The organism is Bacillus sp. NTK071, assembly GCF_017303315.1.
Lineage (GTDB): Bacteria > Bacillota > Bacilli > Bacillales > Guptibacillaceae > Guptibacillus.
On record NZ_JAFKOI010000006.1, the window covers coordinates 111,054 to 134,908 of the forward strand.

The following is a 23,855-nucleotide window of genomic DNA, read 5'->3' on the forward strand; positions in this document are numbered from 1 at the left end:
ACACAAAAGCCGTAGCTTAAGCTACGGCTTTTGTGTTGGGGCGCCTGGTGGCAAATAATAGGGTGGTGTCTTCAGCCAGCTTCTTTTCTCCATTAAGGTTTTAAGCTCTGTTGAGTACATAAGAACGTTGGTCTGAATCTTTAGAAACATCATGCCGACATCAGTTCTAGTGGATTGGGAAATGGTGCTGGCACACAGCATGTTAACAGCTGCTAGCTTCAACGCTATTCCATTAGCGATTTCGTCATCTGTTAATTTTACTCCGAGTGGTATCTCTGATGGTGTTGAATCAGGCTTAGCCTGTGAGGTAGGGGGCAGCTGTACACCCTCTTTAATTAAGAAATCCTGCAGTTTATTCCAATCCTCAACAGAGCCATCAAAAATGTCCTGAGCGATGTTTTTAAGTGGCTTATCCTCAGTTGTATTCAGAGCCATTTTGTAAAAAATTTGAGCTTCTTTAAATATTGCAAAGGCTGTCCAACAGCTCATCACCTCTCCAACGTGCAAAGGCGTTTTGGGTGTATCGTCTGTATAGGATTGAATGATCCCAAGCATCGACTTGAATATTTTTTTCATCGTTTCAAACCTCCTCAATTCTATACTGGTTCAGAATGAGGGGAATTATGTAGCGTTGTTTGTAAATAAAGGTCTTCATTTCAGTGTAGGAGCTTCACTTACCTTGAAGAAGGACGAAATCCAGCTTCTTCTGCTTCTGACTTGCTGCAGAACATTTCTTCCGCTACGGTAATATCGTAATAGGCACCGTCTGGATTATGATAGATCTTCTCTCCTTTTGAATTGATGTTTCCTTTGATTTTACATCCATTGGCTGTTGGTTTTTCTGAGTTCTTTTTAGAAAATGCGTTAAATCCTTCTTCTTGAACGTAGTTTTCCATGCTCCAGATACCGATTGCTTTTTCCTGAGCTTCACGTTGGATGGATTGAAACTGGTCTACGTATTTCACATTTGGTTGATAGATGTAAGCGACCCTCGCAAGCCCTTTTTCAAGAAGCATTTCGTTAAACATGGTGTCTCCAACCCAAACGTATGCGAGCAGTCTTCCGTATTTGTCTCGTTCAGAGACATCTAACTCTATACCAATTTCTTTGCCTTCTAATGTGTCTTTCGCAAATTGTGAAGCTTCTGGACCAAAGGGTTGGACTGGCTTTGTAGGATGTTTGGTTTCCGGTGTATCGACAAGAAGGAGTCTAATTGTTTCTTCACGGTTCTCAACTTGTACTTTTAAGGTATCTCCGTCAACAACACGTTCTACGGTAGCGGGAATTGTGTTGTCTTGTACTGTTTCTGAAGAAGTAGCCGAACAGGCGGTTAAAACGATAAAAAGTATAGATAAAGGCAGTAAATGTGCTCTCATGTGTCAATACCCTTTCGAAGTAATTATAGTCTTAAGATTCTATTTTGTGCATAAACTAAACGGGGGTGATCTTTAATGAATCACGGATGTATTTACTGTGAGAAAGAATTGCTCTTCCCATGGGAAAGAAGAAGATTGATTTGCGACGGTTGCCATTATGCAATTTCTGACAGTTATCATGAAGAGTATAGAGAGATAAGTGAAAGAAAAATAGAACAGAAATCCCGTCAGATTTGACGGGATTTCTTCGTGATATGACGAATAAGATTAGTACCTTTTCACAGCGAGAGTGCAGCGAGAAATACAGATCAATTCTTCATTTTCGTCAACGATGTTAATTTCCCATACCATCGTTCTTCTACCGATGTGAATCGGATGTGCAATCGCACGTACAACACCATCCTTTTTGCTACGAAGGTGGTTTGCATTGATCTCCATCCCGAACGTCGCTTCATTTTCTGAGTCAAGGTTCAATGTACCGCCAATACTTGCAGCTGATTCAGCAAGCGCTACTGATGCACCACCATGGAGAAAACCAAGTGGCTGATGCGTACTTGGACCTACTGGCATTTCTAGAACAACTTTTTCTGGTGTTAGTGTAATTGCTTTAATCCCGAGTGCTTCAAGCATTGTGTTTGCGAATTCCATCCAATCTCCCCATTTCTATATACTTCTCTTTTCAGTATACACGACCAATCGCATACAAAAAGGCAAAAGTTCACCTATTGAACTTTTGCCTTTTCGTCATGTCTGGCTAAACCAGGTAGGCGACTAATAAGCCTATAGCCATTAGCAAGCCAAATTGAGTGTGCATTTGAGCTGTCGCTTTCATTGCGGTTACCATTTCTACTGCTTTTGTTTTACCTTCAAATAACTTAATGGCTTTGTACGCCTTTGGAATACTAAGGAGCACTAACAAAAGCCATAGAGATGCATCAATGGTAATGATTAGTCCAACGATCCATAGATACGAAACAACGAACATTAATTCTAAAGATGTAACAGCTTTATCATGACCGAGAAGAATGGCGACTGTTTGACGGCCTTTTTCTTTATCTCCTTCAAGATCCCGAATGTTGTTAGCCATTAGGATTCCTCCAACGAGGATTGATATCGGAATTGATAATAGTACACTATCCACTGTAATAGCCTCAGTTTGGATATAGAATGATAATAAAACAAGGATTAGTCCCATAAATAAACCGGCTGCGATTTCTCCAAAAGGTGTATAGGCAATAGGGTATGGTCCCCCTGTATAGAAATATCCAGCAGCCATACAGATTGTGCCGATAACTGCAATCCACCACGTTGTTAATAAGCAAATATAAACACCTAATAAAATAGCGATAGCAAAGAAAATGAATGCAAGGTTAAGCACTGTTCGAGCGCTTACGCCATCTCGAACAATGGCTCCGCCGATCCCAACACTCTCTGCATGATCAAGGCCTCTTTTGAAATCATAGTATTCATTAAACATGTTTGTTGCGGATTGGATAAGAATAGATGCGATCATCATAGCCATAAACAATCCAAAATGTAATGTATGATTCTGAAGGGCAAGCATTGTGCCCAGGAAAACCGGGACGAATGAAGCAGTTAATGTGTGAGGTCTAAGTAATCGCCACCACACTTGCCATGTTGGTTTTGAAGGCGTGACTTTACCCAGCTTATCGTGGCTGTTATTCATACGCTCTTCCATAAATTTGTGTCTCTCCCTTAAATAATGACCTTCTAATAATTTACCTCTGTAACCATTATAGTTTAAAAAAATGGATGGGGGGTGTCAATCATTTTGTCAATACAAGGTAAAACTTCCATCAGAGGAAATTTTCTTTCATCTCCTCTGATGGTTAGTTGAACCAATCGTACCTCTAGGGTAGTTCTTTTATCTAAACCTCTTAATTGACTACCGTTTGAGATGGGTATATTACTGCCCCTAAAAGGGGCTAAAAAGAAAAGCGCTCGCCTTTTTAAAGGGTGAGCGCTGAATGATTAGTAATAAGGATAGGGGTAGGGATATGGTCTAAAGAAAGCGATGCTACCCAGCCCTACACCAAGCAAGCCTCCGAGAAAACCGCCTGCTAATGCTCCAAAGAAAAACATACCTGGTCCATCTGGTTGTTGTGGACCATCACACTGTCGATTTAATGGACGAATGTAGACAAATTCATCGTCAACATCTTCGATATGACCTCTATGCAGTTGGCCATCATGACACTTAATTTCAACACATTGTCCTACATGCTGGCGGCAAACGCCATGGTAATAGTGTCTGGACATATAAGAACCTCCTTCTTAATGAGTCCATAAACAACTGCTATGCAGCGTCTACTTTAATCAGTCTATGCAGACAATTTATTTTGCTAAAGGCATTTGCGGAGCATTGAAATGGTTTTTTTTCTTGAGATGGGGAATCTATAGATGAAAAGTACTTTTAGACGAATCAGCTTCGTTGACAGTCTAAGCTCGGCAGGTGTATCCTTTAAGTAACTGTGGCCGAGGCTGACTCGGTCTGCTTTTGCATGGAAGAAAGTTGGGGGGAAAAGACGATGTCTACATTACAACATCAAGAACTATATAGCCTGCTTCATCAAGGTATTCGTAAGGCAGAAAAGCGGGGAACGTCCGTGCTTGTTAGTCAGGTGCTATCAGTAGCTGAAGTCGATCCCCTCTCCTTTTATGCAGCAGGTCCGAATAAGTATGAAAATGATCGAACGTTCTGGTCAGATCCAGAAAATGATACAACAATTGTTGGTCTAGGATCTGTTAAGCAATTTCAAGCATACAGCGATAGGTTTCGCATGATAGAGAACGAGTGGCAAAGCTTTCTTCAGCACTCTGTTGTTGATGGTGCTCCATCTCGACCTGGCGTTGGTCCCGTGCTGCTTGGTGGATTTTCATTTGATCCTACTGCTCCAGAAAGTGGAGATTGGGATCACTTTCCTGAAGGAGGAATGGTGCTTCCAGAGTTAATGCTTACATCTGCCGGCAGTCAAAGGTGGCTTACAATCAACGCGATTGTACGTGAAGATGATGATTCAGAAGCAATGGCGGAAGAACTTTTGGAGAAACACCAGGGCATTCTAGCTCACTCAACTATAGAAATATCTCCGAAAGTAGATGCTATTTCTATAGAAGAAATACGACCTCAGGATTGGAAAGAAACGGTGCGAAGTGCTGCTGCTAATATAAGAAAAGGAAAACTTGAGAAAGTTGTGCTTGCTAGAGAGATTAAGTTGCAATCCTCAACATCATTCTCATCTTCACGTACTTTAATGAATTTAAAAAAACAGCAAAGTGATAGCTACTTGTTTGCTTTTGAATATGGAGAGAAGTGTTTTCTCGGTGCATCACCAGAACGGCTAGTGAAAAGAGAAGGCCATCATGTTTATTCAACATGTCTTGCGGGATCCATCCAGAGAGGTGAAACGCCAGAAGAGGATTTAGAACTTGGCCATATTCTTCTAAATGATCATAAGAATCGTATTGAGCATGATCTGGTCGTCCAGATGATTCGGAGAGCAATGGAAGAAGAGTGTGATTTCGTGCAAGTTCCTTCTAAGCCAGAATTATTAAAAACGCCTCACATTCAGCATCTATTCACACCAGTCGTTGCAAGAGCAGGCGAGGGAACAAGCTTGCTTCGGATGGTTGAGCGCTTACACCCTACACCTGCTCTTGGTGGATATCCACAAGAAGAGGCAGTGGAAGAAATTAAACGAATTGAGAATCTTGATCGAGGTTGGTATGCAGGTCCAGTCGGTTGGATTGATTACCAGGGTAATGGAGAATTTGCGGTAGCGATTCGTTCTGGCTTACTGAATGGAGATCAAGCAACTCTTTATGCGGGATGTGGCATTGTAGCAGACTCAGATCCCGAAAGTGAATACGAAGAAACGAAGATGAAATTTAAACCGATGCTAACAGCTCTTGGAGGGAATCAATATGACTGATCAAGAAATACTCTCAAGCTACGTTGGTTCATTCGTTGATGAATTGGTTCGCTCAGGTGTGAGACAAGCTGTCATTAGTCCTGGTTCTCGCTCAACCCCAATCGCAATGGTAATGGCTGAGCATCCTTCTTTAAAAGTTTGGGTTCATGTAGATGAACGTTCTGCAGGCTTTTTTGCGCTAGGTATAGCCAAAGCGCAAAAAGAGCCTGTTGCTCTTTTGTGTTCATCAGGAACGGCAGGGGCAAACTATTATCCTGCTGTGATTGAAGCAGCTCAATCAAAAGTTCCTCTTATTGTTTTAACGGCTGATCGCCCTCATGAACTGCGAGATAATGGAGCACCGCAGGCTATTAATCAAATTAATTTATTTGGGGAATATCCTAAATGGTTTATGGAAATGTCACTCCCAGATTCCTCTTCAGACTTAATTCGGTACATAAGAACAGCTGCTTCCAGAGCAGCATCGGTTTCATATGTGGCTCCTGCTGGACCTGTTCACCTTAACTTTCCTTTCAGGGATCCGCTTATTCCTGATTTATCTTATCCTGGTCTCTTTTCGGATGGTCGTGAAGAGAACCAACCATGGGTAAGCGTTCCAGAACAAGTTCGTGTTCTTAAAGAAGGCGCAATAAAGCAATACGCAGAAAGGCTTTCCGATAAAAAAGGAATCATTGTAGTAGGGCCTCAGGAAAATGAGGAGTTGGCCTCGTCGGTATTTAGTCTAGCTGAAGTGCTAGGTTATCCTGTCCTTGCCGATCCGCTTTCCAACTGTCGTAGAACGCAAGAACATCTCTTAATAGATGGATACGACGCTTTTCTTAGAGGCGAGCTTGATGCTGACCTTTATCCGGAAGTTATTCTTCGTTTCGGAGCGATGCCTGTTTCGAAAGCCTATACGCTGTTTGTAAAGCAATTAGAGAACACGAGGAGCATTGTAGTGGATGAAGCTGGTTGGAGAGATCCTACTCTCTTCAGTACAGATATGCTATCCATTTCACCTGTCGACTTTGCGGATGCGTTACGAGAAGCTGTTCAAGGAATAGATAAGATAGATTACCATTGGATAGAAAAATGGCAGGAGAAGAATGCTAAGACACTGGACGCACTAACTTCACTAGATATTGAAGAGCTGTTTGAAGGCCGTGTGTTTAGTGAATTAAGTGTAATGATACGTTCTAATGAACTTTTATTTGTTGGAAATAGTATGCCGATAAGAGATCTTGAGAACTTCTTTTATCCTCAGGATAACTCACCAAAAGTGATGGGGAACCGAGGAGCCAATGGAATTGATGGTATTGTTTCAACAGCACTTGGAGCAAGTACAGCTTATCCATTCAGTGTTCTGGTTATTGGTGATCTTTCTTTCTACCACGATATGAATGGTCTACTACTTGCTAAATTATATCAATTAAATATGACGGTGATTGTGGTGAACAACGATGGGGGTGGGATTTTCTCCTTCTTACCACAGCGTGAGCAAGAGACTCATTTTGAACAGTTATTCGGTACCCCTCTTGGCCTGGACTATGAACACACTGCATCTCTTTATGGAGCAAGTTTTGACCGTGTGACAAACTGGGAAGAATTTAGAAGTGCTTTCATGAACAGTCGTAAGGTTGATGGGTTAAGCATTATTGAGGTGCCTACTGATCGTGATACAAATCTTATGCTTCATAGGGAAGTGTTTGCAAAGGTCAAGAAGGTTACAGCTAAAGGAGTGACCTGAACATGATGATTGGGGTAGAGGATCTTTCTTTTCATGTTGAAAAGAAGGGGGAAGGTGAAACGGTTCTTCTCCTCCATGGTTTTACAGGATCAAGTTCGAACTGGGCTCCATTTATTGATAAATGGTCTTCGTCATTTCAAGTAATTGCAGTTGATCTTATTGGACATGGTAAGAGTAGTAAGCCGGATGATTATTCTTGTTACACGATGGAGACAATGAGCCGTTATTTAAGGATTTTGCTCGATCATCTAAACGTTGATAAAGTTCATTTACTTGGTTATTCAATGGGAGGAAGGCTTGGCCTATGGTTTGCTATTCAATATCCCTTAATGATTAAATCACTCATTCTTGAAAGTAGTTCTCCTGGTCTATTCACTCTAAGAGAAAGGGATGAGAGAGTAAGAAAAGATCATGCGCTTGCAAACCGCATTAAGAAAAGAGGGATATCAGAATTTGTTCAGTTCTGGGAAACAATCCCTCTGTTTGCTTCTCAGAAAAATTTGCATGAATCTGTTCAGAGTGAGATTAGAAAACAGCGATTACGAAATTCAGAAATCGGACTTGCAAATAGTTTATTGGGAATGGGGACAGGAGCACAACCTTCCTATTGGAGTGAGTTGGAACATCTGAAATTTCCTGTGCTACTCATGGCAGGGGAGCTAGATCAAAAATTTGTTTTAATTGCGAAACAGATGGAAAAGTCGCTTTCTCAAGCAGATTTTGTGCAAATTAATGACGTAGGTCATACAATTCATGTAGAAGAACCGCAAATCTTTGATAAAATGGTAGTAGCTTTTCTAAAAAAGCATGCAGATTCATATCTGTAAATCTCGTTACATATGGAAGGAGTATTTCACATGATTGAATGGAAGACAGAACGCGAATTTGAAGATATTCTTTACGAAACGTATGATGGAATCGCTAAGATCACCATCAACCGTCCAGAGGTTCGTAATGCATTTACGCCAAGAACGGTTAATGAACTAATTACAGCTTTTTCATTTGCAAGAGACGATTCCAATATTGGAGTTATTGTACTTGCAGGAGCTGGAGACAAAGCCTTCTGTTCTGGCGGAGATCAAAGTGTTCGAGGTCATGGCGGATACGTCGGCGATGATGAAATTCCTCGTCTAAATGTATTAGATCTTCAACGTCTTATTCGCGTAATCCCTAAACCGGTTATTGCGATGGTTTCTGGTTATGCAATTGGTGGAGGACATGTTCTACACGTTGTATGTGACCTTACAATTGCTGCTGATAATGCCATCTTTGGTCAAACAGGTCCGAAAGTAGGTAGTTTTGACGCTGGATATGGTGCTGGATATCTTGCTCGTATCGTAGGACACAAGAAAGCTCGTGAGATCTGGTACCTATGCCGTCAGTACAATGCACAAGAAGCGCTTGATATGGGGCTTGTTAATACAGTTGTTCCACTTGAACAGCTTGAAGCTGAAACGGTTCAGTGGGCACAAGAAATGCTTGAAAAGTCACCAACAGCACTTCGTTTCCTTAAAGCATCACTTAACGCAGATACAGATGGTCTTGCTGGTTTGCAACAAATGGGTGGAGACGCTACGCTTCTTTATTACACAACTGAGGAAGCGAAAGAAGGGCGCGATTCGTTTAAAGAAAAGCGTAAGCCTGACTTTAAACAGTTCCCTCGTTTTCCTTAAATCGATCGTATATGAACAGCTTGATGGAACCCCATCAAGCTGTTTTTTCAAATAAAGAAAGGATGTATAAGATGGAAACGATGCCAAATTGGTTACATAAGCGAGCGCAAATGACCCCTGAGAGAGTGGCCATCATAGAGAATGGTACACAGGTGACATATAAAGAATTACAAATGAGGTCTGTAGAAGTCGCTAATGGTTTAAGAGCAGAAGGAATCGATAAGGGGCAGCATATAGGTTTTTTCATGCAGAATAGCCTAGAAGCAGCTGTTTGTTTACATGCCCTCATGTACATCGGAGCTGTTATTGTTCCATTGAATCATCGCTTAACAGCTGCTGAGCTCTCGTTTCAATTAGAAGATGCAGAGTTAACGTTTGTGATAGCTGATAATGAACTTGAAAGGAAAGTAAGTGACGCACTAAATGATTCAAATGTATCGTTACTTGTCTATCAAGAGTTAAAACCTGGTAGTCAGGAGTTATGTAAGCTTGAAGTTACAATTGAGCTTGATCAACTGCACACGATTATGTACACGTCAGGAACAACAGGAAAACCAAAAGGAGTTATGCTAACTTACGGAAACCACTGGTGGAGTGCTATCAGTTCAAGTCTTAATCTGGGTCATGATGTTCATGATCGCTGGCTATGCGCTGTCCCAATGTTTCATATGAGTGGCCTATCTATTCTATTGCGTAGTGTGATTTATGGCATTACGATGGTAATCAAGCCACGTTTCGAGCCGCATGTCGTTAATCAATCGATTCAAAAAGAAGGAATAACCATTGTATCGGTAGTAAGCGCTATGCTAAGGAGGATGCTTGATGACCTTGGAGAGGCAAGCTACCCATCTAGCTTAAGATGTGTACTTCTAGGAGGAGGTCCTGCGCCGTACCCTCTTCTTACAACCTGTGAGAAGAGAGGGATTCCAGTTTTTCAGACGTTTGGCATGACGGAAACGGCTTCACAATTAGTAACGCTCTCGCCAGAATATATGCTTCTGAAACAAGGATCCGCAGGTAAAGCACTTTTTCCTTCAGAGGTGGTCATATGTAATAATGATAATGTTCTTTCGCCAGGAGAGCACGGTGAAATACTAGTGAAGGGACCAACTGTCACACGCGGCTACTGGAAACGAAATAAAGCAACAAATGAGGCTCTTCGTAATGGTTGGCTACATACAGGTGACATTGGTTACATGGATGAAGATGGATTTCTGTTTGTATTAGACCGAAGGAAAGACCTTATTATTTCTGGCGGGGAGAACGTGTACCCGGCGGAAATTGAGTCCGCTCTCCTTGAGCACCATGCTGTAAAAGATGCTGGTGTCACTGGGATACAAGATGATAAATGGGGAGAAGTCCCTGTTGCATTTGTAGTAAAAGATGAATTTGATCTTTCGCCCGATGCTCTACTTGCATTTCTAACTGAACGTCTCGCAAGCTATAAATTGCCTAAACAGATTTCCTTTGTCGATGAACTTCCTAGAAATGGTGCCAATAAACTTCAGCGAAATCGATTAAATAGCCTAAAGGAAACAACATGATGAAATTACATTCCGTAACACTACATCATATAAGAATGACTTTGAAAACGCCTTTTGCTAATAGTCTTGAAACAGTTAGTGACAGAGAGCTTATCATTGTAGAAGTGAGAGATTTTGAAGGTCATATAGGGTTTGGTGAGGGAGTAGCATTCACATCACCATGGTACACTGAAGAAACGCTTAAAACGTCATGGCATATGTTGAAGGACTTTATGATTCCAGCTCTTAAAGAACAAGTTCTATCACATCCCTCCGATGTTGAATACCTGCTTAAAGGGATCCGGCGTAATCCTATGGCGAAGTACGCGATTGAAGGAGCAATCTGGGATCTTTATGCAAAAAGAGAGAGAATCAGCCTTGCAGAAGCGCTAGGAGGTACTGCTAGTAGAATCAAAGCCGGTGTTGCTGTTGGCGCATCTGAATCTGAAACGATGTTAAATGAAATAAGCAAAAGAATTGAAGAGGGATATGAGCGAATTAAAGTGAAGATTAAACCCTCGCAAGATCTGTCTCTCATTAAAGCAATACGAGAAACCTATCCTTCAATTGATTTAATGGCAGATGCGAACTCAGCTTACACTCTCAATGATATAGAGAGACTGAAAGCACTTGATCAGTATAGCCTGTTGATGATTGAACAGCCACTTGCAGCAGACGATATTGTAGATCATGCCCTCCTACAAAAAGAACTTGCAACACCCATTTGCCTTGACGAAAGTATCGCATCATATGATGACGCGAGAAGGGCTCTAAATCTTAACAGTTGCAGAATCATTAATATTAAACCAGGTCGAGTTGGTGGATTGAGTGTGAGTAAAAAAATTCACGATTTATGTGCCGACCAATCCATACCTGTATGGTGTGGTGGCATGCTCGAATCTGGAATCGGACGCGCTCACAATATAGCGTTATCCAGTTTACCTAATTTCACAATACCTGGAGATGTTTCAGCATCCTCACGTTATTGGGAGCGGGATATTATTCTACCTGAAGTGACGGTGGAAAACGGGTCTATTACTGTTCCTGATGGCTATGGGATAGGATTTGAGATAAATAGGCAAGAACTTGAGAGGGTGACGTTAACAAAAGAAACAGTATGAACACGTGGTTAAATTACCATTGAAAAAGGCAGAACCATAATAGGTTCTGCCTTTTTAGTTATGCTTCTGAGTTTTTTACTAGGCGTGAGTCAAAAATAAACGGTCCAAATGGGATTACTGACGAGACGACAGCGAGAGTTGCTTTCAAGAAGGACCACCGCTTTACAATTGTCACATAGAGAATCACAGCAAGGTATAGAACAAATAATCCTCCATGAAGCGCTCCAACAATTGATACAGCCATTGGCATATCCATGAAGTATTTAAGTGGCATCGCTATTCCAAGCAATAATAGAAAGGAAATTCCCTCGGCATAGCCAATACCTCGAAATAGTTTTAATGGTTGATTAAACATACGTATTCACTCCTTTATTAACAACTGTTGTGATAGATTTCACAATAACAGATACAAGCAGTATACAACCAGTATATCAGCACCTCTGCTTTGATAGAAGGAGGAGATTTATCGATTTATTGACAGTTATTTAGAAGAAGCCATAAACAGCGCTGCTGGGATTGACAGAACATTTAGTACTAATGCATTGTTTTCAAAAGAATATTGAGTGATAATTGATTATACGAGGTCAAATCAAGTAGAATGAATATGGATGATAAACTAAACTTTGAAGGAGATTTGTATGAACAGTAAAAAAAAGGCGATATTTATATACATTCCTAAGTCCAAAGTTGATGAAGCCAAGAATAACATGAAGAAAAATGATTAATAGATAATAAAATCCGTCAAGCTGCAACAGCTTGACGGATTTTTGAATAAAAAATAAGTAAAATTTCAATTTAAAAGTAAATGAATAACTTTTTAGCCATTAAATAAATGAAAGGATTGCAGCAATTACGGCAATTGCACCAATAATCATTAAGATCGTACGTACCATGACACTTCCTCCTTGAATAAGTCATTTTATTAATTCATGCATACCATTTTGTTTGTTGTCCTAGAATAACGCGTTAACAACAAATGCAACTACAACTACGATACCGACAATAACTAGAACTTGTTTTAGCATAATGACTTCCTCCTTCAATATAGCAATGCTCATTGCTACTACTCATATACCCTAAACAATTTTTGTATCAAACCTATTTTTAAAATAATAGTTAATAAAGCCTACTTATTTCTTATGAATTGTTATTAGCGTTTCATAATAATGAAATATTATACAAAAAAGAACAGTAGTCACTGGTGCTATATGAGTGGTGGTTGATTTCCGCGGGGCGGGTAACCTTTTAGTGTGAATCTTTTTATATAAGATCTCTTTCAAAACATCAATCCTTAAGTAAAAAGCTTTTAAAAAAGAAGCATATGATAAAAGGAGCCATTCCAATTGGAAGGCTCCTTCATTTATTTACTATTGTTTTGGATTAACTTTCATGCGCTCTTGCTGGAAGAATTCTTTTAATTCAGGGTTCAAATAATCTGGCTCCTTGTCGTTCAAGTTCAGTTTGATCAGCTTGCCTTCAAGGTAATCCATGATGCCAATTTCCGTACCGTTGCCAAGCTGTTTCTGAAAAATGGTTTCATAACGTATGCTGCTCATCGGAGCCCTCCTGTTGCGCGTTTTTTTCTACTATAGCATGTTTGATAAGCAAAAAACCTAAGTTAAACTTCTCTTAAATGATTTGTAATCAAAGCGCAACAATGCTTAACAGGATGACATAGTTTATCTTTCATGAAACATGATTTTAGCCTTTTGTTACAGATTTTTGTGAAATAATCATCGGTTTACTACAGAGTGGACATTGTTTTTCGTTTGGATGTCCAGCCTCGTCTATCTTCATCCAGCCTTTGCAGAATTCGCTCGTACAGATCCAGGCTTTTACCGTTTTACCTTGTGGCTTCACAATTTTCTTGAAAGCATCGGTTAGAAATCGTGAGACAGGTGTTTGTTTACCAAGATGCTTTTCAGGCGAACTAATATACAGTTCTTCTTTAGCTCTTGTAATGGCTACATAACAAAGTCTACGTTCTTCTTCGAGATCAGCTGTCGGATTCTTCATGTAGAGCTGTTTATGAGAGGTTTCCTTATCCTTCATCGCATTTAACGCAGAAACGTGAGGAAGAATCGTCTCTGAAGCTCCAATAACATAAACAATAGGAAACTCAAGACCTTTCGCCTGATGAATGGATAGAAGGGATAGTGCGTTAGAAGAACGATTATTTTGCTTATGTTCATGAAAACGTTGAATAATTCGGTCAACATAAGCAAGGAATTCAGGAATCGTTTCAAAACGAGAGCTTGAGAATTCAAGTTCGTCCATCATTTCTTTAAGCGTTGTTTTGTGAACAGTGAGTGCTTCATCATTGGCACTGTCTAAATGCTTCATATAATCATCCCGAAGCACTTGAATCGCTCTCTCAGGGCGGTGCCGCTTCGCTTCCTCTATTAAATCGATGCGTCGGTCAATTGCTTTCTTTTGAAAATCCCGAAGTGTTTTCCATGATTTTAAATGAGAAAGAGGGAAATCTGCCGGCTCTACAAAATTCTCCATTTCAATATGCCTCATTCCCGACTCCTGATTAATAAATAAGGAAGGTAGCACTGCAGCAGTTGCGTCTAGATTGTGGTGCTCATAAGCAAGTCTTAGGTGGTCCATCATGCCCTTAATGACTGATTGCTCGTAGAAAACCTGCTTCATTCCTTGAGCGTTAAAAGGTATATCTTGTTCGATTAACTGTTCAAAGATGGCTCGTGCATTTGTATAGGTTCTTGTTAGTATCGCGATATCTTTCCAATCACGCTGCTGTTCACGTATATGAGTGAGAACATGACTTGCCTCTTCTTCTGTCGTAGCAGGGCGTAAGTAGAATGGTTGCTTTCCATCTTTATCTGTTGCATTCATTGTTTTAAGTCTTCGATAGGTATTATGCTTGATGACATGGTTTCCAAGTCCAACAATTGGTGGAGCAGATCGATAATTGGTATTGAGAGTGACTACTGATGCTTCTGGATATTCTTTATCAAACTCAAGAATTATGGAACTGTTCGCTCCGTTAAAAGAATAAATGACTTGATCATCGTCGCCTACTACAAAGAGATTGTTTTGTGGTGCGGCAATTTGTTTTATCAGCTCGTATTGAATTGGATTCGTATCTTGAAACTCATCAACAAGGACGTATTGAAAACGATTTTGCATTTTGGTGAGAAGATCAGGATTATGCGTGAATTCACGATATGTGAAAACAAGGATATCGTCGAAATCCATGTATCCATTCGCTGTTTTCCATTCTTCATAGGCGCTGAAAGCTTCTTTTAGTTCTTTTGTTTCCTTGCTGTCTGGCACATCTTCTGGTTCCATCATTTTCACTTTGCACGAAGAAATAGAAGACAACATAATTTCAGGTAGTGATGCTTCAGGACTTTTCATCTTTTTAAGGATGTTCTTCATGATTATTTGCTTATGACGTTCGCTATTAAGTATTTTTTGGTTATATCCAAGGCTTCTCAACAGTTTTAAGAAGATTGAGTGAAATGTACCAGCTGTTAATCTTCTTGCATCCTGAGCATGTACGCCTGGTAATCTACTAATTCGCTCACGCATTTCTTCAGAAGCTTTTCTAGTAAATGTAATGAGTAAGATGCTACTCGGATCTTTTTCTTTGACTGTCATTAAAAATGCGGTACGTGCTGTAAGAACAGACGTTTTGCCGCTTCCTGCTCCAGCTATTGTAAGCAGTGGACCTTCCGTATGCTGAACGGCTTCCGTTTGTCGTCGATTTAAACGGATTCCTCTTTCCTCCAGTGATTCAAAAAAAGCTTGCTCTTTTTCATCTTGAACTGGTTGCGTCGTTTTAGGAGGTGTTAAGGGTGCTGAAAGGTCTAATTCAGTTACTGCACGATGTGGCGTTGTTGTAAAATTCATGATCATCACCTGAACTATCTTTATAGATTCATCCGTTCATTTTATCATAAATTTACGTATATTCGTTTCTTAAGAAAAGATTAATATTGAATTGAATCGGGTAAAGAGACAAGCAGGATAGGAAAATGAGGAGGTACTAACAATGGAGAAATTTATTCAAGTCGTCGTCGATCATGATAAAAAGCAATTTCACGTGGAGTCAGAAGCAACAGGTGAGACAAATTATGATGAACGCGTAGAGAAAGCTAAAAATAATGGTCGTGACGTAGGGGCGTTTCGTTCACGTTTAGATACAGTAGAAAAAACGATTGATGCAGCACAACACGAATACAAAGGATATAGCCATACTGAAGAAAGTCCAGTCTAAATCTACTTGGAGGTGAAAGATAATGGTACGTGAAACCTATTATGTAACACCTAAAGGTGAGCTTCATGAAACGAAGATTGAAAATCAATTAAATTCATTTGAAATTCGAGCAAGTCAAGAGGAAAAAATGGAAATTGAGAGGGTTATTGAGAAGCTTAGATCTCAGAAATATGTTCAGCAGAATGACTTCTTTTCAATCAATCACTTTAATGAAAATGAAGTAGATAGTCATCGCAATTGGACTGACGAAGCAATTTATGATCTTTATCGAATTCTGCATCAATTAGGGACTGAAGAGACAAGGCGACAAATTGAAGAAATGGGTGTGTTATCCTCGCTCAATCATAACACGAGGAGATAGAGGCTATAGGCCTCTATTTTTTTTTGAAATGGCGTAAATTCATCACCAAAACATGTCTTCGGACCATGAATTTCTTTAAGAACTCCGCTCCTGCCCTTCCTAAAATAAACGACATACATAATCTAATAATGTAGTTAAACAAAATTATTGAGGGGGATAAAGATGAGCGGAGGATACGGAAAAGGCTTTGCTTTAATTGTTGTATTGTTCATTCTTTTAATTATTGTAGGTGCCGGAGCAATGGGTGGATACTGTGGACCTGGAAATGTCGGCGGAGCAAACTACAATCCTTATTGCTAAGTAAGAGAGAGATGAACCGGACCATTCCGGTTCATTTTTTGTATGTTAAGAACATCTTTTACTACTAGTAAAAAAGTCTTAATCTATCCCTGGATAGTTTGACACCTCATGCCTTGAGGAATGTTGAAAGTAGAGCGAAATTATTTACTAATTAAAAGGATGAGAAACGTGAAACAATACATAAGTCTTATAGTGATGGTAGGAATGTTGAGTATTACATCAGGATGTGGTTCGGAAGTAACCAGTCTAGCAGAAAATCATTCTAAAATGATGTTATCTTCAATAGAAAACAAAGCAGAAGCAAAAACAATTGCAGTAGAAAAACCAGATGTTGAGATGCTTTCAAATGAGCTAATCAATCGAATCATGCAAGATACAAATGAAAACTTTCAAGTGGAAAATTTCAATACAAAAGAAGAAATAAAAAAACATTTACAAGAAGTTGCTTCTGAAGATCTTGCAACAAACATAACAGATACTTACTATGAAGAACGAGAAGGTTCACTCTATCTTATCCCAACAGAGCTATTTCCATGGATGGACAACGAAAAACCCTTCGAATTGAATCAAGTAAATACATTTGAGTATCAACTAGTTCAAACAAATGATTCAGATCTATATGGCTCTTATACAATTGAAATTAACTTTCTTTATGAAGAAAATCACTGGATCATTAAAAATTTCACAATTAAGTAATGCGAACGCACAAGACAAAACGTCTGTGCGTTTTGTTTTTTCATAGGGAGATTGGACAACAACAGACGACTCTTTTACAATAAAGTAAGAAACTAAAAGACGAGGTTATCAAATGAGCGAATTTACGTTTACAGATTATTATCATAATCAAGTCACATATTCTTTGCAAGATCATCCTTATTCTTCTGCTCCGAAACATGTATGGGTGATTTGCCGTCTAGACGAGCAGTGGTTGTTAACTGAACACTCGAGACGTGGAATTGAATTTCCAGGTGGTAAGGTGGAAGAAGGAGAAACGGCTGAAGACGCAGCTGTTCGTGAAGTATATGAAGAAACGGGCGGCGTTGTGAGTAACCTTCGATATATTGGCCAGTATCGAGTTGAAGGTAAAGGTGGCACTATTATTAAGAATGTCTATTATGCTGATATTGAACACCTTGTCGACAAGGAAGACTATCTGGAAACAAGAGGTCCTGTTTTGTTGAAACATCTTCCGAAAGATCTTCATCTAAATGAACGATTCAGCTTTATGATGAAGGATCAAGTGCTTCCCTACAGTCTTCAACATCTTAATCAGTCTAAGTAAAAAGTCCAGTCTCGTCCTGGACTTTTTCTATTGGCTTCGTTGACCAGGTTCAATATGAATGTGAGCGGTTCTAATATCGAAGTCCTTCTCTAGGCGCGCCTCAATTTCATCTGTAATAGTATGGCCTTCCTTAATGTTTAAGTCTGGAGCTACTTCCACTACAGCATCGACAATGACGCTACTTCCAGCCATACGTGCTTTGATATCGACCAATGCTTCTACACCATCGATCTCTTTAATCGTTGTTTGAATTTCATTGAGTTTATCCGTATCAAATCCATCTGTTAGCATAAGTGAAGATTCTTTGAAAATCCCAAAAGCAGTTTTGCATATGATCAGACCGACAATAAAACCCGTAAGTGGGTCGAGCCAGTACATATGAAAACTAGCTCCAATGATACCAACGAAAGCGCCAAGACTGACTAGAGCGTCAGATAAGTTATCTTTCGCAGCGGCCATGAGGCCGTGGCTTTTTGTTTTGGCAGCAAGTTTTTTATTATAGAGGTAAACGGAACCCATTACCAAAACGCCTAGCAAGGCTATCCATGCTGAGCTAAGTGGGGGAGAGGATTTTGGGCCCTCAATGAGGACGGAAGCTGTGTGAAAGAGTACCTGCAATCCAATGGCCATCATGACGAACGAAGCGAAAAGGGAAGAAACTGTTTCAGCTCGAGAATGTCCATAAGGGTGATTTCGATCACGAGGTTTAAGTGAAATTTTCATTCCAATCAATATAGCAACAGATGCCACAATGTCTGAAGCATTGTTCCATCCATCTGCAAGCAAAGCCTCTGAACCAAATACATAGCCAGTAAAAAGCTTAGCGATTGAAAGAAGCAAATAGGCTGTGATGCTAATCCAGACTCCCCGCAGTGCGTTCATTTTCGTCACCTGATTTCATATAATTTCTATTCCTCTCCATCCTAGCAGATGGCGCTCGGGTGGGTCTAGAGCAACCATTTTGCCATCGGTTAGACGTGTAGGACGATGTCAGATTTGTAAGTTCTAGCTAACTAGTTTGCCCAATCCCAACAAAAAAAGCCTCTCGAATAGAGAAGCTAATTCTTAATTAGTTTACGTTCGATCCATTCTACCCCCATGTACATGAGAGAAGAGAAAACAGCAATCATGACGAGACTTAATAACACAAGTGTGAAGTTAAATACCTGGAAACCATAAATAATCATATACCCTAGTCCTTGTTTTGAAACAAGAAATTCTCCTACAATAACCCCAACCCAAGAAAGGCCAACGTTCACTTTAAGTGTGGAGATAATCGCGGGAAAAGAAGCGGGAAGAATAACTTCAAAGAAAGTTTGTTTCTTGTTCCCGCCAAACGAGCGAATCACTTTCACATAGTTCGGCTCAACAGTGTGGAAGGCATGATAGATCACAAGGGTTGTAATGATTATGGAGATAGAGGCACCCATTGTAATAATGGCTAGGTAGCTGGGACCTAATGCTACGATGATAATTGGTCCTAGTGCTACTTTCGGCATTGAATTTAAGACGACAAGGTAAGGATCTGATATTCTTGAAGCCTTCCTTGACCACCACAATGCGGCTGCGAATAAAGTTCCTAAAACAGTCCCTAGAATAAAACCTGCAATTGTTTCAAGCAGTGTTACATTCGTGTGCAATACCAATGTGCCATCGCTTATTTTGACTACGAAAAGAGAAGCGATTTTGCTAGGGTAGCTAAACAATAGTGGGTCAATCCAGGTAAGTCGTCCTGCGGTTTCCCAGAGTGTTAGGAAAGCTAGTAGAATGAAAAGTTGCCATCCAGTTATCTCAAATTTCTCTCTTCTAAGCATTTTAATGTAAGCAGAGTGCTGCTTCTCAAGTTGGAGATTGTTCAAGGGAATCAAGCTCCTTCCAGATAACTTGAAAATGTTCAGCAAAGTCTGGATCGTTCCGAGCATCAAATGGAATTAACTCACGTAGATGGGCGGGAATGTGAAACGTTCTAGCGATCTTTCCAGGTCTTGGTGAAAGTAGAATAACTCGGTCTGACATAGCGATGGCTTCTCCGATATCATGAGTGACAAGGAGAGCTGATTTGTTGTGTTCTTTTAAAGTAGAGAAAACGAGATCTTCTAGTTTTAATTTCGTCTGGTAATCAAGTGCAGAGAACGGCTCATCTAATAAAAGAAGGTTCGGTCCAGTTGCTAACGTACGAACAAGTGCCACACGTTGGCGCATACCACCTGATAACTGGTCAGGATAAGCATAGCGAACATCATATAACCCCATTTGATCAAGAAGCTTTAATGTTTTCTCAGTAGTGTCTGGCGTAAGTCGATTGGTGAGCTTTAATCCTAGAAGGCAATTTTCTTCAATTGTCTTCCATGGGAACAAATAATCCTGCTGAAGCATATACCCCATTGATTCACCTGGTTTATGCCTATCTTCCCCATGGACAATAACCTTTCCTTCGGTTGGTTGTAACAGGCCAGATATAATGGAAAGTAATGTGGATTTACCACATCCGCTTGGACCTAATAGGGAAACGAATTCACCTTCTTCTATGGAAAATGAAAGGTTAGAGATGGCTTCTTTAGCCTCCGTTTTTGTTAAATAAACGTGTGAAATAGCATTGACTTGAAGGAAAGACATGATTGCATTCCCTCCTATTTTTGCGCATCTTCTGCATAACTGTTATCCACTAGTTTGCTGTGGTCGACACGCTTTGGTAGCTCACCGGATTCGTCCATTATATTTTGAAGGTTATTCCACTCGTCTTCATCAAGAATAGGATTTGTCGCAAAAGAATGCTGACTTTTGTATCGATCAACTACGGTTGTAATGAGAGCGAGGTCCGTATCAGGAAAGAATGGTTCAATTGATTTTGCGATTTCTTCCGCAGAATGAGTATCTACCCATTGCTGAGCTTCATATAGTGCTTTGGTAAATCGTTTGGCTGTGTCAGGATTTTTCTCTAGATAACTTTCTTTAGCCATAAAAACGGTATATGGTATCGTGCCGGATTCTTTCCCAAACGAAGCTACGATATGACCCACACCCTGTTCTTCGAATATACTTGCTGTCGGTTCAAAAAGTTGAACGAAGTCACCTGTACCTGAAGCAAAAGCACTAGAAATGTTTGCGAAATCAATATTTTGAATAAGATCGAGATCTTTTTGTGGATTAATTCCTTTGTTATTTAAAACAAACTCACCGGCCATTTGAGGCATGCCGCCTTTACGTTGACCAAGGAAAGTACTTCCTTTCAAGTCTTCCCATGCAAAATGATCCATCTTTTCTCTTGAAACAAGAAAGGTTCCGTCTGTTTGTGTGAGCTGAGCAAAGTTGATGACAGGATCGTTTGTACCTTGAGCATAAACATAAATAGACGTTTCAGATCCTACAAGTGCGACATCTGCTCCGTTTGAAAGGAGCGTCGTCATCGTTTTGTCGCCACCCCAGGTGGTTGTTAATTCTACGTCAATCCCATGCTTTTCGAAGATGCCTTCAGTAATGGCCACATACTGTGGCGCATAGAAAATTGAGCGAGTTACTTCTGCTACTCGAACTTGATCATTTTCACCGCTATTCCCACATGCTGATAGATAGAGAAGGAAGAGTATACTTGTATAAAGGGTTAACCTATTAAACCAACGTTTTGTCATAATCTAGCCCCCGCTGTCACATGAAATAGGCTCATGTTTTAAGATACTATAGCCTATGTCCAGGGGAGAATTGTGTGTTTGCCCCATAATAAATCCCTTTAAGCAATGCTATAGAAACAAGATGGGGAGTTGGCCAATTCATTCCAAACAAAAAAAGCACCCGTTAAGGTGCTTTCTCATAAGCAAGTTAAATATTAGGACCTGCTTGCTTAATTTCTTCTGATACATTAGTGAACTTATTGAAGTTCTTAACGAATTGAGTAGCTAGCTCTTTCGCTTTTACGTCGTAACTTTCTTGGTCTTCCCATGTTTGTTTTGGTTGTAAAACCTGAGCTGGAACACCAGGACAATGCGATGGAATATGCAAACCGAAAATTGGATCTGTTTCAGTTTCAATGCGGTCAAGCTCACCGTTTAGAGCAGCTTGAATCATCGCTCTGGTGTAAGATAACTTCATACGTTCACCAACACCATAGCCTCCACCAGACCAACCCGTATTAACGAGAAATACCTGTACATCGTGCTCCATAATTTTCTCACCAAGCATCTCAGCATAGCGATGGGCAGGTAAAGGAAGGAACGGAGCTCCAAAACAAGTAGAGAAGGTTGCTTCAGGTGAGGTTACGCCTCTTTCAGTTCCTGCTAGTTTACTTGTGTAGCCTGAAAGAAAATGGAACATCGCCTGTTCTTTTGTCAGCTTACTGATTGGAGGAAGTACACCAAACGCATCAGCTGTTAAGAAAATGATCGTATTCGGATGACCAGCAACACTAGGAATAGCTATATTAGGAATTGCATCAATTGGGTAGGCAGCTCGTGTGTTTTCAGTTAAACTCGTATTATCATAGTCTGGTTCACGTGTCCCATCGTCCATCATGACGTTCTCAAGGACGGTTCCGAATCGAATTGCATCCCATATTTGTGGTTCTTTTTCTTTTGAAAGGTTAATGCATTTGGCGTAACAACCGCCTTCAATGTTAAATACACCATTCATTGACCAACCATGCTCATCGTCGCCAATGAGTGAGCGATGGGCATCAGCTGAAAGCGTTGTCTTTCCAGTGCCAGATAAACCGAAGAATAAAGCAACATCGCCCTCTTTTCCAACGTTGGCAGAACAGTGCATGGAAAGAATGTTTCGTTCTGGAAGAAGGTAATTCATGACGGTGAAAATGGACTTCTTAATTTCACCAGCGTATTCTGTTCCTCCAATTAAAACGGTACGTTTCTCAAAAGAAATAATGATAAACGTCTCAGATTTAGTACCGTCTACTTCTGGGTCCGCTTGGAAGCCGGGCGCTGAAATGACAGTGAATTCAGCTTCATGTCCTTTAAGCTCTGATTCATTTGGACGAATGAACAGCTGATGAGCGAACAAATTATGCCATGCATATTCATTAATTACTTGGATAGGAAGTCTCGATGACTGATCAGCTCCAGCGAAGCCTTTAAATACATAAAGGTCTTTTTTCTCACCGAGATAATTCAATACTTTTGTGTAAAGGTTTTCAAAACTTTTCTCAGAAATTGACTGGTTGGTTTTCCAGTTGATTTTGTCTTTAACGGAATCTTCATTAACAATGAACTTGTCCCCGGGAGAACGTCCAGTGTATTTGCCTGTTTCAACACGAAGTGCACCTGTCGAAGACAAAGTTCCTTCGTTTTTAAAAAGAGAATGCTCTGTAAGTTCAGAGACTGATAAGTTCACATGTGGATTGTTCTTATTTAAAGTCGCATCCAATAACGGTGAGGAGAAGGAAGCTGTTTTCATACGTTAGACCCATCCTTTTTTAAAGATTTCGTTTGCTGTCTTGTTAATCTCAAAAGTAGTATAACACATTTATTTAATTATTCTATACTAATCTACGGATTTTTTGCATAAAAAGTGAAAAAAAGGCGAATAACCATTTAGTTGGGCTCACCATAACCTATTATTAATAGGAAGAGAGTCATATTGGATTGTTTTTTAGGAGAACTAGAATTTTGGGAAAGTGTTAGCGGTTGTTATTGTTAGTAGATGCTGGTCTAGGGGTTTTTGACTGTAAATCGGCTACTGGTTCTCGTTAAATTCAGCTACAGCAGCCAGACCCTCGGTCACCTCACCTTTCAATCTGAACACAAAGAACGTGTTCATTTTGAAAGGCTCCAGTGCCTGCCGGGTCTAACCGCCCACTTCCGCTTTTCGTTAGATCCAGCTGCGACTCGCAGAAACTGCGATATTTCACTCTTTCACCGGAACACAAAAAGCGTGTTCCAGTTCAAGAGTTCCAATATCTCCGTTTCTGAACGCTCGTCTCCGCTTTTCGTTATTGACACACTCTTTTAACTGCGTTATTATATGTCGAGAATGGATACTCTTATCCCGAGCAAGCGGAGGGACAGGCCCGATGAAGCTCAGCAACCAACTCCTATAAATGAGGATTAAGGTGCTAACCTGCAAGACGATAGTCTTGGAAGATAAGAGGCGAAAGGCATGAGATATCAGCTCCTTTTCCCTCTACATAGAAGGAAAGGGCTTTTTTAATGTCGTTATGATTTATGACGCTATGAAAAAGGTTAAACGATAAGAAATTGAATTCGTTCTCTCGTTTCGGCTAAGAATAATAGGGAAATGAGTACCGTATCCATTACAACATTATAGATAGGATCCAATTCCTTAAGGAGG

The 23,855-nt window shown here is 40.2% G+C and carries 23 protein-coding genes, 1 pseudogene and 1 riboswitch; of the genes and pseudogenes, 11 read left to right on the forward strand and 13 right to left on the reverse strand.

Going from position 1 to position 23,855, the window contains the following annotated elements; genetic code table 11:
- Positions 1-21 precede the first annotated feature (21 nt).
- The 5 genes from JI666_RS11830 to JI666_RS11850 form a co-directional block, all read right to left on the reverse strand.
- Positions 22-576, reverse strand: a complete 555-nt coding sequence (locus JI666_RS11830) for a DUF3231 family protein (protein WP_206892003.1) — start codon at positions 574-576, stop codon at positions 22-24.
- A 98-nt stretch (positions 577-674) separates the two neighbouring features.
- On the reverse strand, positions 675-1,376 hold the full coding sequence (locus JI666_RS11835) for a thermonuclease family protein (protein ID WP_206892005.1): 702 nt from the start codon (positions 1,374-1,376) through the stop codon (positions 675-677).
- Positions 1,377-1,643: 267 nt separating this feature from the next.
- The gene (locus JI666_RS11840) at positions 1,644-2,024 is read right to left on the reverse strand and encodes a hotdog fold thioesterase (RefSeq protein WP_206892007.1); all 381 of its coding nucleotides are present in this window, start codon (positions 2,022-2,024) and stop codon (positions 1,644-1,646) included.
- A 106-nt stretch (positions 2,025-2,130) separates the two neighbouring features.
- Positions 2,131-3,063, reverse strand: coding sequence for a 1,4-dihydroxy-2-naphthoate polyprenyltransferase (locus JI666_RS11845; protein ID WP_206892196.1), 933 nt, complete (start codon positions 3,061-3,063; stop codon positions 2,131-2,133).
- A gap of 305 nt (positions 3,064-3,368) precedes the next feature.
- Complete coding sequence (locus JI666_RS11850; protein WP_206892211.1) at positions 3,369-3,656, reverse strand: hypothetical protein; 288 nt, start codon at positions 3,654-3,656, stop codon at positions 3,369-3,371.
- Positions 3,657-3,925: 269 nt separating this feature from the next.
- Here JI666_RS11850 and JI666_RS11855 point away from each other — a divergent pair, with 269 nt between their 5' ends.
- The 6 genes from JI666_RS11855 (at position 3,926) to menC (ending at position 11,372) form a co-directional block, all read left to right on the forward strand.
- Complete coding sequence (locus JI666_RS11855) at positions 3,926-5,329, forward strand: isochorismate synthase (RefSeq protein ID WP_206892009.1); 1,404 nt, start codon at positions 3,926-3,928, stop codon at positions 5,327-5,329.
- The gene (gene menD / locus JI666_RS11860; RefSeq protein ID WP_206892011.1) at positions 5,322-7,055 is read left to right on the forward strand and encodes a 2-succinyl-5-enolpyruvyl-6-hydroxy-3-cyclohexene-1-carboxylic-acid synthase; all 1,734 of its coding nucleotides are present in this window, start codon (positions 5,322-5,324) and stop codon (positions 7,053-7,055) included. Before JI666_RS11855 ends, menD begins: the two co-directional genes overlap by 8 nt.
- A 2-nt stretch (positions 7,056-7,057) precedes the next feature.
- Complete coding sequence (menH, locus tag JI666_RS11865; RefSeq protein WP_206892018.1) at positions 7,058-7,882, forward strand: 2-succinyl-6-hydroxy-2,4-cyclohexadiene-1-carboxylate synthase; 825 nt, start codon at positions 7,058-7,060, stop codon at positions 7,880-7,882.
- Positions 7,883-7,912: 30 nt separating this feature from the next.
- Positions 7,913-8,728: a 1,4-dihydroxy-2-naphthoyl-CoA synthase gene (menB, locus tag JI666_RS11870; RefSeq protein ID WP_206892020.1), complete on the forward strand. Its 816-nt coding sequence runs from the start codon at positions 7,913-7,915 to the stop codon at positions 8,726-8,728.
- Between the two features lie 71 nt (positions 8,729-8,799).
- Complete coding sequence (locus JI666_RS11875) at positions 8,800-10,272, forward strand: o-succinylbenzoate--CoA ligase (RefSeq protein ID WP_206892022.1); 1,473 nt, start codon at positions 8,800-8,802, stop codon at positions 10,270-10,272.
- Positions 10,272-11,372 (forward strand): o-succinylbenzoate synthase, encoded by a 1,101-nt coding sequence (menC, locus tag JI666_RS11880; protein WP_206892197.1) that lies wholly within the window; start codon positions 10,272-10,274, stop codon positions 11,370-11,372. Before JI666_RS11875 ends, menC begins: the two co-directional genes overlap by 1 nt.
- A gap of 58 nt (positions 11,373-11,430) precedes the next feature.
- Here the strand turns inward: menC and JI666_RS11885 are convergent, their stop codons facing one another.
- From JI666_RS11885 to JI666_RS11895, 3 genes are all read right to left on the reverse strand, one after another.
- Positions 11,431-11,727: a DUF3817 domain-containing protein gene (locus JI666_RS11885; protein ID WP_206892024.1), complete on the reverse strand. Its 297-nt coding sequence runs from the start codon at positions 11,725-11,727 to the stop codon at positions 11,431-11,433.
- A gap of 1,012 nt (positions 11,728-12,739) precedes the next feature.
- Complete coding sequence (locus JI666_RS11890) at positions 12,740-12,928, reverse strand: hypothetical protein (RefSeq protein ID WP_206892025.1); 189 nt, start codon at positions 12,926-12,928, stop codon at positions 12,740-12,742.
- Positions 12,929-13,073: 145 nt separating this feature from the next.
- Entirely contained in the window at positions 13,074-15,251 is a 2,178-nt protein-coding gene (locus JI666_RS11895) for a UvrD-helicase domain-containing protein (protein WP_206892026.1), read from the reverse strand.
- Between the two features lie 142 nt (positions 15,252-15,393).
- Between JI666_RS11895 and JI666_RS11900 the strand changes: the two genes are divergently transcribed.
- The 5 genes and pseudogenes from JI666_RS11900 (at position 15,394) to ytkD (ending at position 17,561) form a co-directional block, all read left to right on the forward strand.
- A complete protein-coding gene (locus JI666_RS11900; protein ID WP_206892027.1) occupies positions 15,394-15,618 on the forward strand; it encodes a hypothetical protein in 225 nt (74 codons plus the stop codon).
- Between the two features lie 22 nt (positions 15,619-15,640).
- Positions 15,641-15,979, forward strand: coding sequence for a hypothetical protein (locus tag JI666_RS11905; RefSeq protein WP_206892028.1), 339 nt, complete (start codon positions 15,641-15,643; stop codon positions 15,977-15,979).
- Between the two features lie 162 nt (positions 15,980-16,141).
- Positions 16,142-16,213, forward strand: a pseudogene (locus JI666_RS21995) (YjcZ family sporulation protein); the annotation flags it as partial.
- 234 nt (positions 16,214-16,447) lie between these two features.
- On the forward strand, positions 16,448-16,975 hold the full coding sequence (locus JI666_RS11915; protein ID WP_206892031.1) for a hypothetical protein: 528 nt from the start codon (positions 16,448-16,450) through the stop codon (positions 16,973-16,975).
- Between the two features lie 112 nt (positions 16,976-17,087).
- Positions 17,088-17,561, forward strand: coding sequence for an RNA deprotection pyrophosphohydrolase (gene ytkD / locus JI666_RS11920; RefSeq protein WP_206892032.1), 474 nt, complete (start codon positions 17,088-17,090; stop codon positions 17,559-17,561).
- A gap of 27 nt (positions 17,562-17,588) precedes the next feature.
- Here ytkD and JI666_RS11925 read toward each other — a convergent pair whose 3' ends face one another.
- The 5 genes from JI666_RS11925 to pckA all read right to left on the reverse strand — a co-directional run bounded on the left by JI666_RS11925 (position 17,589) and on the right by pckA (position 22,961).
- Positions 17,589-18,443 carry a cation diffusion facilitator family transporter gene (locus tag JI666_RS11925; protein WP_206892034.1) on the reverse strand — a complete coding sequence of 285 codons (855 nt, stop codon included), beginning with the start codon at positions 18,441-18,443 and terminating at the stop codon, positions 17,589-17,591.
- Positions 18,444-18,619: 176 nt separating this feature from the next.
- Positions 18,620-19,375 (reverse strand): ABC transporter permease, encoded by a 756-nt coding sequence (locus JI666_RS11930; protein WP_286170785.1) that lies wholly within the window; start codon positions 19,373-19,375, stop codon positions 18,620-18,622.
- Positions 19,376-19,400: 25 nt separating this feature from the next.
- A complete protein-coding gene (locus JI666_RS11935) occupies positions 19,401-20,177 on the reverse strand; it encodes an ABC transporter ATP-binding protein (protein WP_206892036.1) in 777 nt (258 codons plus the stop codon).
- Between the two features lie 14 nt (positions 20,178-20,191).
- Positions 20,192-21,190, reverse strand: a complete 999-nt coding sequence (locus tag JI666_RS11940; RefSeq protein ID WP_206892038.1) for an ABC transporter substrate-binding protein — start codon at positions 21,188-21,190, stop codon at positions 20,192-20,194.
- A gap of 187 nt (positions 21,191-21,377) precedes the next feature.
- Positions 21,378-22,961 (reverse strand): phosphoenolpyruvate carboxykinase (ATP), encoded by a 1,584-nt coding sequence (pckA, locus tag JI666_RS11945; RefSeq protein ID WP_206892040.1) that lies wholly within the window; start codon positions 22,959-22,961, stop codon positions 21,378-21,380.
- Positions 22,962-23,544: 583 nt separating this feature from the next.
- Positions 23,545-23,654: riboswitch (SAM riboswitch) on the forward strand.
- Positions 23,655-23,855 lie beyond the last annotated feature (201 nt).

Coding starts and splice junctions, on each gene's coding strand:
- JI666_RS11830 (WP_206892003.1), bottom strand. CDS start 576: ATGAAAAAAATATTCAAGTCGATGCTTGGGATCATTCAATCCTATACA.
- JI666_RS11835 (WP_206892005.1), bottom strand. CDS start 1,376: ATGAGAGCACATTTACTGCCTTTATCTATACTTTTTATCGTTTTAACC.
- JI666_RS11840 (WP_206892007.1), bottom strand. CDS start 2,024: ATGGAATTCGCAAACACAATGCTTGAAGCACTCGGGATTAAAGCAATT.
- JI666_RS11845 (WP_206892196.1), bottom strand. CDS start 3,063: ATGAATAACAGCCACGATAAGCTGGGTAAAGTCACGCCTTCAAAACCA.
- JI666_RS11850 (WP_206892211.1), bottom strand. CDS start 3,656: ATGTCCAGACACTATTACCATGGCGTTTGCCGCCAGCATGTAGGACAA.
- JI666_RS11855 (WP_206892009.1), top strand. CDS start 3,926: ATGTCTACATTACAACATCAAGAACTATATAGCCTGCTTCATCAAGGT.
- menD (WP_206892011.1), top strand. CDS start 5,322: ATGACTGATCAAGAAATACTCTCAAGCTACGTTGGTTCATTCGTTGAT.
- menH (WP_206892018.1), top strand. CDS start 7,058: ATGATGATTGGGGTAGAGGATCTTTCTTTTCATGTTGAAAAGAAGGGG.
- menB (WP_206892020.1), top strand. CDS start 7,913: ATGATTGAATGGAAGACAGAACGCGAATTTGAAGATATTCTTTACGAA.
- JI666_RS11875 (WP_206892022.1), top strand. CDS start 8,800: ATGGAAACGATGCCAAATTGGTTACATAAGCGAGCGCAAATGACCCCT.
- menC (WP_206892197.1), top strand. CDS start 10,272: ATGAAATTACATTCCGTAACACTACATCATATAAGAATGACTTTGAAA.
- JI666_RS11885 (WP_206892024.1), bottom strand. CDS start 11,727: ATGTTTAATCAACCATTAAAACTATTTCGAGGTATTGGCTATGCCGAG.
- JI666_RS11890 (WP_206892025.1), bottom strand. CDS start 12,928: ATGAGCAGCATACGTTATGAAACCATTTTTCAGAAACAGCTTGGCAAC.
- JI666_RS11895 (WP_206892026.1), bottom strand. CDS start 15,251: ATGAATTTTACAACAACGCCACATCGTGCAGTAACTGAATTAGACCTT.
- JI666_RS11900 (WP_206892027.1), top strand. CDS start 15,394: ATGGAGAAATTTATTCAAGTCGTCGTCGATCATGATAAAAAGCAATTT.
- JI666_RS11905 (WP_206892028.1), top strand. CDS start 15,641: ATGGTACGTGAAACCTATTATGTAACACCTAAAGGTGAGCTTCATGAA.
- ytkD (WP_206892032.1), top strand. CDS start 17,088: ATGAGCGAATTTACGTTTACAGATTATTATCATAATCAAGTCACATAT.
- JI666_RS11925 (WP_206892034.1), bottom strand. CDS start 18,443: ATGAACGCACTGCGGGGAGTCTGGATTAGCATCACAGCCTATTTGCTT.
- JI666_RS11930 (WP_286170785.1), bottom strand. CDS start 19,375: ATGCTTAGAAGAGAGAAATTTGAGATAACTGGATGGCAACTTTTCATT.
- JI666_RS11935 (WP_206892036.1), bottom strand. CDS start 20,177: ATGTCTTTCCTTCAAGTCAATGCTATTTCACACGTTTATTTAACAAAA.
- JI666_RS11940 (WP_206892038.1), bottom strand. CDS start 21,190: ATGACAAAACGTTGGTTTAATAGGTTAACCCTTTATACAAGTATACTC.
- pckA (WP_206892040.1), bottom strand. CDS start 22,961: ATGAAAACAGCTTCCTTCTCCTCACCGTTATTGGATGCGACTTTAAAT.